This is a genomic window from uncultured Methanobrevibacter sp. (assembly GCF_902801725.1).
Classification (GTDB): Archaea; Methanobacteriota; Methanobacteria; order Methanobacteriales; family Methanobacteriaceae; genus Methanocatella.
Genome location: NZ_CADCJB010000066.1, coordinates 1 through 10031, shown reverse-complemented (window position 1 = coordinate 10031; position 10031 = coordinate 1). Strand labels below are relative to the sequence as shown.

Below are 10031 nucleotides of genomic sequence, written 5' to 3'. Positions count from 1 at the left end.
TTTAAGTGTTAAACTGCCGTAATTTTCAATTGATGCATGATCTTTTATGCCTCCATCAACAAACTCAATGTTTTCAATTACAACATTACATCCTTCAGCCACTGTAAAGAACCAGTTTGTGCTGTTTCCATCGAAAACAACCACGCGGTCTCTGAAATTGGTAAGTGTGAAAGATTTGCTAATGTCAATTTCCATATTCTCATCAATATGATAATTTGCATTTGCATAAATAATACCATTATCTGTAACATTGCCAATAGCATCAGTTAAGTTTTCATATACCTCATCTGCGGATATGATGAAGTTTGGCACTCTCATTTCAAATGAAGCATCTTTAAAGATATATGTATTTAAGTCATGGTCATTCATTACACCTATGGTGTAGTTTCCGCCCATGAATCGAAGATATCAGTAGATGTACCGTTAACAGTTACTGTCTGGTTGATTTTATCCATTGACCAAGTTACTGTATCCTTAGCGTTAAATATACAAGCTTTCTTAACTATTTCATCAGCAGCATCACCAGCAAAGTAATTCATAGTTCTCTCATCATCTTCACCTTGGTAGTTGTCTAAAAATGTACATGCGTAAAATGAAGCTGATACGAACTGTTCAAGACCTTCTGAAATATAGATTGCTCCACCTTCAGATCTTGCAATATTGTTTATAAATGTAGTGTTATATGCAATGACATCTGCATCCTGGTCTGAAGTAAATGAACCGATATATATTACTCCACCATATTCAGCTTCGTTATTGTAGAAATTACAGTTCAGCAATGTTAAAGTACCCGCATCCATTTCGATAACTCCACCATCACTGTTGGCATATCCGTTGATTACGGTAATGTTTTCAAGTGTAATGGTAGGTCCTGCTGTGTTATATATAATAGGAATAGGTGGAGCTGCCTCAATTATCTCTACTTCAGTATCATATGTTAAATACAGGAAGTCACTTTCATGTTGACAGTCAAAAATAACCTCTTCGCCTGCATAAGCTCTGATTGTTATTTCTGGTTCTCCTTCAATATCAATACCGGCGTTTCCATCTTCGTAATAATAGGTTCCGCCTCTAACTGTAATGATTCCTCCCATTAATGAAGCCGCATCTATTGCTTCTTCCAAGGTTTCATAATATTCATAATCTGAATCTTCATCTTCCTGGTATATGAATGGATAGTTATATTCATCATCATAGTCATCTTCATCCTCGCTGAGAATATTTACATTACTTGCGGACCTCATAATGGATAATGGAGCCATTTTGATATTGCTGGTTGAATAGTATAAATCATCACCTTCAAATACTGCACTGATTTCATAGTCTCCGTCATCCAAATCGGAAACGATTAAATCGTCTCTGCAGGATTGGGTTAGGGTTTTAACAATGTTTTTATTTGAATCTGTTATTGTGTATGTGATATTTCCTACTGCATTTTCCGGAGCTGAAACACCGACAATAGCCTCATTTGGAGATGTGACTTTATTGGAGGCACTTAATGTGACTACCGGAATATTTTTAGTGACTTTCAAAGTAGCCTCAGTGGAATTTGATTTGTAGTTTACACGTTCCTGTGAAGTGACTTTGATTGTGTAGGTTCCAGGTTCAAATATTTTATCTATTTCAACAGCTCTGCTACCGTTAACATATTTATCAGTTTTGTAATCTCCAATTTCTATTGTATAGATTGATGGAACATTTGTTTTTATGTTTACAATAACGGTACCATTATCTTCTACTTCCACATCCTCTACAGATATGGTCGGATTAGCTTTATATACTTCAAAATTGATGGTGGAAGATGAAGGTGCGTAATCTTCATTATTGTAGGTAGCTACTAGGGTATATTTTCCTGCATCTAATTTCAATGATTCGAGTTCATCTTTTGTGTATCCTTTTCCATTCAATTGGTAACTTATTCTACCTGAAGCAGTAGAAGGCAATGTTTCAACGACTTTCAGGGTTTCACCATAGGTAATATTGTCAACAGAAACATTTAATTCAATGCCTATGCGGTTAACTTTGAAAGTAACACTTATGCTGTCCATCAAGTAGGTATTATTGTTCATATCTACAATATTGTTTAAAACAGCTGTATGTTTTCCATGATTCAATACACCTGCATTATAGGTAAATGCATTGTTTTTAATTTCTGCAGTGACATTTTCACCATCAACGGTTAAGTTTGCTAATGTGTAGATATTGACACCAGGATCTGCTGTACCTTTGATTATTGAGTTATTACCATATGAAACAGTTGACGCTTTTAAGTTAGTATCGCTAACTTCAAAAACAGTATCATGAGCCACGGTAAATCCGTTGCTGTAAACATGTCTGTTTTCTCCAGTGTTATTTATAAAAATACACTCTTCAATGAGTGCTATAACTTTAGGAGAGGTTGCAACAGCTCCAGTTGTTGCACGGTTATCTGTAAAGGAACTGCTATCTATAAGCAATGTGAGTTTTTCATTATTAGGGTTTTTGATTAAAATTGCAGAACCCAACTTACCGCTATTGTTATTGAATGTACAGCCTTCAATGAATGCATTTGAACTTCCGTCAAGACATAAGACTCCTCCGTCGACATCTTTGTTGGCGTTGTTTTCAAAGTTGGATAATCCGATGTCAATTGTTACCTTGGTAGTGTTTCCATTGACATATATTACTCCACCTTCAAGTTGGGCTTTTTCTCCTAAACTATTTTTGATGTTGTTTTTAACGAAATTAGATAGACTTACAGATGCATATCTTGAATTGTTTCCGATATATATTGCAGATCCTTTAACAGCAGTATTCTGTTCAAAATCACATGAATAGATTGCTGATTCAAATTGAGCTATGTTTTTAAAGTGAACTGCTCCTCCTTCACGTGCAGTGTTGTTTATGAATTTGGAATCTGTGATTGAAATATCCTCATAACCCAATGATGTGACTGCTGCAGTACTTACTTTTAAAGGAGCGACATTGTTTATGAAATTACAGTTGTCAATTTCCAGTGATTCTCCGTCACTAAATATAGCTGCTCCACCATTTCCAGCAAATGATGTTTTTGTAATCTTATTGTCTGTAAAATTACATGAATCCAGTGAAAGATCTCCGTGATTGACTATAGCTCCATAATTTGTATTTCTGTTGTGAATTCCTCTGAATGCTATACCATAAATATAGACTTCAGCATTTTCGTTTACAATTATGAAATTCGCATCGCCGCCCTGAGCATCAAAGACCACAGTTTCCAATGCAATAATATCTAAAGTCTTATTGGATATTACTATTTTTGTGTCTTTATATGTGCCGTTTTTAACATATATTGTATCTTCATTGCCGGAATTGGCTACTGCCTGTGCTAAAGTATCATATTCCACATTTGTACTTACGACGAGGAAGTTGCTGTAGGTTTTACTTACTGAAAAAGTAGTAAAATTCATGGCAAGATCAAAGTTTTCATCAGCATCGCGCATAGCAACAACTGAATAATTGCCTAAATCAAGGCCAGTCAGCTGCATGCTACCTTTACCGTTTACAACTTCAAGCTTATAATATTTATTTCCGATGAAAATTGTGTAATTATTATCCCAATTAGCATAAAGGTTTAAAACAGGTATTTCAGGTATTAATACATTTTTTACTTCAAGATTCAATAATATTTTAGCTTTTGCAATAACTACTTTTAGATATGCAGGGTTTGTTAGATAGAATTCGTTTCCATTTAAATCAGAATAATATACGTGAGTATAGAAATGGTCATTACTGTCTCCCTGAGTATACATTCCTTCCATGGCTAATTCATGTGTTCCGCCTGTTAGCACTCCAAGATTTATATTAAATTTGTTATCTTCAACAGTAAGCAAATCTCCGAAAACATTCTCATCATCTATGGTTCCTGATAAAAGAGTAAAAGTATTATTTAAATTTGAACCCCAGTCAAATTTACCATTAAGAATATACTCACTACCATATGAAGCATCTTTTTGAGTCATTGTTAAATTCAAATCATATTCATTGAACTCTAAATTAAATTTCCTTGTAGGTGATTTGGAGAATATGTTCCTCTGATCAGTTGCAATATTGGAATCAAAAACACAGGAGGTAATATTAACGAGTCTGTCGCTGCTGTCAGTTATATAAACAGCTCCTCCAGTTTCAGCTGTGTTTAGCATGAATGTAGTGTCTTCAATTTTAAGATTAGTTGCATATATTGCACCACCTTCAGTTGTTGCATCATTACGGGTAAACTCTGAGTTTGTAACAGTTAAATCGGAAGAAGGATTTGCATTAATTGCTCCTCCCTGTTCACCAGTATTGTTGGTGAAAGTACATTCATCTATAACTGCAACAGTGTTTTTTAATATAATGTGACCGTTTAAATCAAAAGTAGTATCATTTAGAGTCAGTTTTGAATTTTGAGCATCAATTGGAGTTCCAGGTTGATTTTGAGAATTTTTAATATTATTAAATTCACAATCTGTAATTGAAGACTCCAAATTGCTAGTGAATATTAATGCTGCATTTGAAAATTTGCCTGTTATAGTTATATCTTCCAAAATGAGTTGGGCATTAGCACCTACGTCCAACAGATAATTTTGAGAATTACCTGAAAAAATAACAGTATCATCATATTCAGAAATAATTTTAGGCATAATTGTTACTACTTTATTTCTAATCTGTACGTTAAAATTAGAAGAACCTGTGTAAGTTCCGGCTTCAACAGTAATTACTCCACTTCCACCATTAGGAATAGCATTAACCGCAGCACTTAAAGTTTCAAATACATCTTTATCATCTAAAACAAAATTAGGTTCTATAATAGTAAATTCATTTCCAGAATATCCGTATCTGTTTTCATAATTTTTCATCATGTAAACTGTATAAGTGCCTGGTTCCAAATCGGAGAAAGTTGCAGTGTCTCCATCATTACAAGCGGTTCTACGATATTCCTGACCATCTTTATATAAAACAGCGTAATTTACATCATCTTCAACGTCGGGTGTTATTGTGACTGATTTAGCAGGAGCGTCTACTTCAATTTCAAGGGAACCGTGTCCTTTAAATCGGCAATCGTAAAAACTCCAAGTTCCAGGTTTATCTGCACCATCTTCATATCCAATGTCGTTTTCAACTTTATTCTTACCTATTGTATTGCCTTCGAAAGAACAACGTTCAAGTGAAACACTACCATCTTCCTCAGAAGCGACGGCTCCACCAGCATCTTCGGCCCAATTATTTGAGAAATGACAATCTTTAGCTATAAATGAACCACCATCCTTCACAGATACCGCTCCACCATAATCACTTGCTTTATTTTCGGTCAGGGTACACCAGTTCAATGTCAATTGTCCGCTAGATTTCACTTCAAAGGCACCACCATCTATTGCTGATCCCTTTTTGAAGTTTACGCCATTGAATACAATATGTGTATTTTCACCAGATATAATAAACAAATAATCATTGTCATCGGATTCGAAAGTAACTCCTCCATAATTATATGCTGTTATTGTTATAGATTTACCTGCACTAATCTCAAAATTACAATCATCCTCAGGATCAGTGTAGTATGTACCATCTTCAACATATATTGTTCCTCCACCCGCCACAATAGCGGCAGCAATAGTATCATCTAAATGTTCATATGTATTGCCGTTAAAATGAAAAGGCCTAGAGGATTTAAGCACATCATCACTAAGCACATCATCACTAGAAGCGGAAAGCACTTCATTTGATTTGGAAGTTACCTTCACCTCATTCGAAATTGATTTTTCATCTCGACTATCAGTTACATTAATTTCAACATCTCCGCCACTTTCACTCTCCGGCGAAATAGTGTTGTCTTCATCAACAGCAACAGAAGTTGCTGCTATCTCGGTATCGCTGACTTCTTCCATTAATGTTTCATTAGCATCAGCCGCTGAAATTGCGCCAATACTTATAAACAATACAAGGATTATCAGCAATATCCCTATCGTTTTTTTCTTCATTTTAAAATACCTCAAATTTGTAAGTAATTATAGAATATTCATTCAAAAAATTTACTCAATAATATTTCTCAGTTTATTGTTTTATAAACTTATTGTTGTTTGAGGAATTAAAACTATAAATTTAGTTTTTATTTTCCAATATAACAGAACGTTTGTTCTTAAAATTAATTTTACACTTCAACCGAACGTTCGTTCTCTATATCATTTAATAACTATAAAATATAAATTGTTTAATGTATGAATACAAAACAGTTAATTTTAGAAAATACTTTAAAATTAATGATAGAAAAACAAGACTCTCTCATTTCTATTAGAGAAATAAGTGCATCCTCCGGAATTGCAATTGGTGGAATATATCACTATTTTTCAAATAAGGAAGAAATATACGATGAACTTATTGAAAAATATTATATGAATTATTACAGATTTAATATAGACAAACTCAATCAGATAAATGGAAATGCAAAAGAGAAAATCCATGATGTCCTGGCTGAAATTTTTAAGCAGAAACAAACCGGAATCAATATTGAATCTATTGATGATGAAATAGACTACAGAACCATATTATTGATTTTGACTGCAAATGGATTTGCTCATGAAAATTTTCAGGATTTATGCCAAATCCTCCTAAACGAATTGAAGGAATTATTCACAGAGATTATTAATGAAGGTCAAAAAAACAGGGAAATCCGACAAGACCTACCAACCGAAGACCTTGTAGAGTCATTAATTATCATGTACATGGGAATTGAATATAAATGGGAAATGTATCTAATTGATGATATGATTTCAACCTTTGAAGATAATTTTAATTTGCAATGGGAAAAGATAAGATTCAGAGAATAATTAATTAACTATTAAAAACATTGTGTGGTTAGATGAACACTAAAGACTTGATTCTTGAAAAAACACTAAAATTAATATTGGATAAAGGCACAATCGACATTTCAATTAGTGAAATTCGAAATTGCACCGGGCTGACAACCGGAGGCATATATTATCATTTTTCAGATAAAAATGACATATTTGAATCAATTATGCAAAAGTATATGGTGGATTATATTAAAATCGATTTTGATAAAATCCCTCTTGAAGGTTCCACAAAGGACAGAATCCATGATGCATTGCTTTATATTTTACATCACTTCATAAACGGTGCGGAAATTGAAAGCATAAATGAAAAAATCAATTATAGAAGCGTATTAATGCTTTTAACTTCAACAGGATATGCCAATGATGATGTTAGAAGAGTAATTTCACAAACAGGAAATAATATTGGAATATTTTTATCCGACCTTGTCGAAGATGGAAAAATGCAAAATGAAATCAGAAAAGACTTTTCAACTAAAAACATTGCCGAATCATTGTATATCATGTATATGGGAATTCAATGCGTTTGGTTAGATTTCCCAAGTGCGGATATTGATCTCATTTTTGAGAAAAACTTTGAAATGGCATGGCAGGCCATCGAATACCAGTAAAAAACTATTTTTTAATCTTTGAAGATATGGTGTAAAATTTTTAATTATTTGCCTAAATTACTACTTTTTCTGACAAATATTAGATACAGAAAACTAAATATTATTTTCAATTTTAATGATTAACTGCTCCATTGTGCCGTCATCTAATTACATAATCAAATCATTTAAATAATACTTAAACTGACTAATTACTTCTGCTTCTTCATTCCAATGAGTATTTTCATACTCACTTACTTCCGCCCATGTTTCATAGCTTACATCTACAGTAGCTAGTTCAGTTGAATCAATTTTTTCCAATACATCAAAGTATTTCGCTGTATCTCTTCTTGCAACTGTTGGAGATGATGATAGCTATAAAGTAAGTCATTAATTTTATAATCCAATAATTAAAACTGTGCCTTATCTCGTGCCATCTTCATTGCCAAAAATGTATTCAATACACAATGTTCATAAGTATTAAGCTCATCATACGAGTTTAAAAAAAGAAAATAATAACTATTTAACTTAATAGTTATCAAATTTCAAGTAGATATTTTCTTCCAAATTAGCAAGTCTGGATTTGACTTTTAATTTTCTGAATAGCAATTCCCGTATCCAGTCAATTAAAGAACATGCAACAAATATTCCCACACCAACAAGAATTATGCCAATAATCATGGAAATTGGATCCATATTTGCTAAAAATGCGAATTTTTTGGCCAAGACATACTTGTCAACTATCATATTATCATGTATCAGGTAAACACCGAAACAAACTGGAGCGAAGAATTTAATCATGGATATTGAAAATGATTTGGTAATTTTAATATTTTTAAAGACACAGAATAATGCAATACCACCTATAAAGTATAATGGAGACAAATAACAATTAAATGAATATAATCCAAATCCAGTTTCTATTAAACCTAAAGACTCCAAAATATATATTATTGACCAAGATATTAAAGAACAAACAATATAAATTAAAAGCCATTTATTAGATTTGAGCTTTTTAAATATTTCATATTTGTGTAAAAGACCTCCAGTATAATACAAAACAACAAACCATAAAACACTGTATCCCTCATTAAGATTAAATGCCATGTCCTGATTTAAAATTGTAGGCAATAATGAAAATATAATAAATAAACTTAAGAACGCAGCCAAATCTTGTTTTTTATCGAAATACTTTAATGCTATATTTACAAATGGTGAAATCAGAAACATGCCCACATATGCAGTAAAGAACCAATATCGACTAAATTGACCTTTTGTATAAAATGTAGGAATAATATTCTTCCAGACATCTTCAAAACCGAATTCAGTAGGGAACATGAAATAAAATAAGAGTAGGATAAGTATTGAGTAGAATAAAACTTCAATCCAAAGTGTTGCTAAACGATAATATTTAGTTTCCTTACCATAATAAACATAACCAGTAATTAAAATAAAACAATTAACCGCAACCAATACAAAGGACATTAACATCCATGCAGATTCATATTGTATAGAAAAAGGAACCGCAGTAAAACATTCAACGCATAAACCTCCATAATAATTAAAAAAAAATATTTAATTTATTCTAATTTTATTAAGATAGACTTCATTATCTTGTTTTAATTATTAAAATTTTAGGAAATATTTTAAATTAAAAAAAAAAAAAATAAACCAATGTAAAATAATTAATATTCATGGCCTGTTAAGAGCAACCCACTTAAAATCATGTGGGTTACCTATGAAAAATAGGCAAATCATACCTTAATTTCCAACAAGATTAAAATTAAAAAAATTATAAAAATCTTTCTGCTTCATTAATAAATTCTTCAGCTTGTTTAATCCTTTTTCTTGCTATTCTCTCATCAATTTCATCAAATGCATCATAATCAGCATCTTCTCGTTGAGATTGAGTGTCGGCCAAGTAGACATATTTTTCATATGAAAAATCTTCTTCTTCAACATAGCGGACTTTAAATAAATAAAGTAAACCATTATGAGTTTTAGGAGCTTTTATTCCTTTTTTGAGCACTAACGCTTTTGCTACTAAAAACATTGCATAGTAAGATAAACTAACCGCAGAAGAATAGTCTTCTAAATCGTATGAAGAATTAGCACTGAGTAATTTCTTTTTAGATTTGTTGAAAAAAGCTTGAGTTTCATCCAATTTCCACACCTTCTGAAAGAACATTAGTTAAAAAAGAAAAATGTTGTGTGTTAATGAATCTATCTTCAGACATGATGTGGGCAGAAATTAATTCGTTTTTATCATACATAATCCAAGCTACTTCATCAGCAATTACATCTTCAATTTCTTCACGATGATTAGATACGATTAAAATATCAATGTCAGATTCTTCAGTATCTTCACCACGAACAACTGAACCAAATAATATAATTTTAATGATATAATCAGATTTAATAGCTTTTGCAAATTCATGAGCAATTTGAACTCTATTATGCATAATAATCACCAATTAAATTCAATAATTTTATAATTAATTATATAATTTCAAATATTATTAAATCTTTTGAAAGTGCACAAGTGTGAAAAAACATGCATGAAAAATAAATATTAATTAATATTTTGGCATGTTAAGAG

General features: G+C 31.9%; 8 protein-coding genes. 2 read left to right on the top strand and 6 right to left on the bottom strand.

What is annotated here, in order from left to right; genetic code table 11:
- The coding region (locus tag QZV68_RS09900) for a hypothetical protein (RefSeq protein WP_296880836.1) at positions 1 to 396 on the bottom strand (396 nt) is incomplete at its 3' end.
- On the bottom strand, positions 375 to 5975 hold the full coding sequence (locus QZV68_RS09895) for a hypothetical protein (protein ID WP_296880835.1): 5601 nt from the start codon (positions 5973 to 5975) through the stop codon (positions 375 to 377). The genes QZV68_RS09900 and QZV68_RS09895, both read right to left, overlap by 22 nt.
- A 237-nt stretch (positions 5976 to 6212) precedes the next feature.
- Between QZV68_RS09895 and QZV68_RS09890 the strand changes: the two genes are divergently transcribed.
- Both QZV68_RS09890 and QZV68_RS09885 read left to right on the top strand, forming a co-directional pair.
- Positions 6213 to 6821: a TetR/AcrR family transcriptional regulator gene (locus QZV68_RS09890; RefSeq protein WP_296880834.1), complete on the top strand. Its 609-nt coding sequence runs from the start codon at positions 6213 to 6215 to the stop codon at positions 6819 to 6821.
- Positions 6822 to 6853: 32 nt separating this feature from the next.
- Positions 6854 to 7456, top strand: a complete 603-nt coding sequence (locus QZV68_RS09885; RefSeq protein WP_292883387.1) for a TetR/AcrR family transcriptional regulator — start codon at positions 6854 to 6856, stop codon at positions 7454 to 7456.
- Positions 7457 to 7603: 147 nt separating this feature from the next.
- Here the strand turns inward: QZV68_RS09885 and QZV68_RS09880 are convergent, their stop codons facing one another.
- The 4 genes from QZV68_RS09880 to QZV68_RS09865 all read right to left on the bottom strand — a co-directional run bounded on the left by QZV68_RS09880 (position 7604) and on the right by QZV68_RS09865 (position 9894).
- On the bottom strand, positions 7604 to 7753 hold the full coding sequence (locus QZV68_RS09880) for a hypothetical protein (protein WP_296880833.1): 150 nt from the start codon (positions 7751 to 7753) through the stop codon (positions 7604 to 7606).
- Positions 7754 to 7960: 207 nt separating this feature from the next.
- Complete coding sequence (locus QZV68_RS09875; protein WP_363137291.1) at positions 7961 to 8917, bottom strand: acyltransferase family protein; 957 nt, start codon at positions 8915 to 8917, stop codon at positions 7961 to 7963.
- 307 nt (positions 8918 to 9224) lie between these two features.
- On the bottom strand, positions 9225 to 9596 hold the full coding sequence (locus QZV68_RS09870; RefSeq protein WP_296880832.1) for a HEPN domain-containing protein: 372 nt from the start codon (positions 9594 to 9596) through the stop codon (positions 9225 to 9227).
- Positions 9589 to 9894 carry a nucleotidyltransferase domain-containing protein gene (locus QZV68_RS09865; RefSeq protein WP_296880831.1) on the bottom strand — a complete coding sequence of 102 codons (306 nt, stop codon included), beginning with the start codon at positions 9892 to 9894 and terminating at the stop codon, positions 9589 to 9591. Before QZV68_RS09865 ends, QZV68_RS09870 begins: the two co-directional genes overlap by 8 nt.
- Between the last annotated feature and the right edge of the window lie 137 nt (positions 9895 to 10031).

What these genes read in the sequence shown, in the direction of transcription:
- QZV68_RS09890 (WP_296880834.1), top strand. Translation starts at nt 6,213, where the DNA reads ATGAATACAAAACAGTTAATTTTAGAAAATACTTTAAAATTAATGATA.
- QZV68_RS09895 (WP_296880835.1), bottom strand. Translation starts at nt 5,975, where the DNA reads ATGAAGAAAAAAACGATAGGGATATTGCTGATAATCCTTGTATTGTTT.
- QZV68_RS09865 (WP_296880831.1), bottom strand. Translation starts at nt 9,894, where the DNA reads ATGCATAATAGAGTTCAAATTGCTCATGAATTTGCAAAAGCTATTAAA.
- QZV68_RS09875 (WP_363137291.1), bottom strand. Translation starts at nt 8,917, where the DNA reads ATGTCCTTTGTATTGGTTGCGGTTAATTGTTTTATTTTAATTACTGGT.
- QZV68_RS09885 (WP_292883387.1), top strand. Translation starts at nt 6,854, where the DNA reads ATGAACACTAAAGACTTGATTCTTGAAAAAACACTAAAATTAATATTG.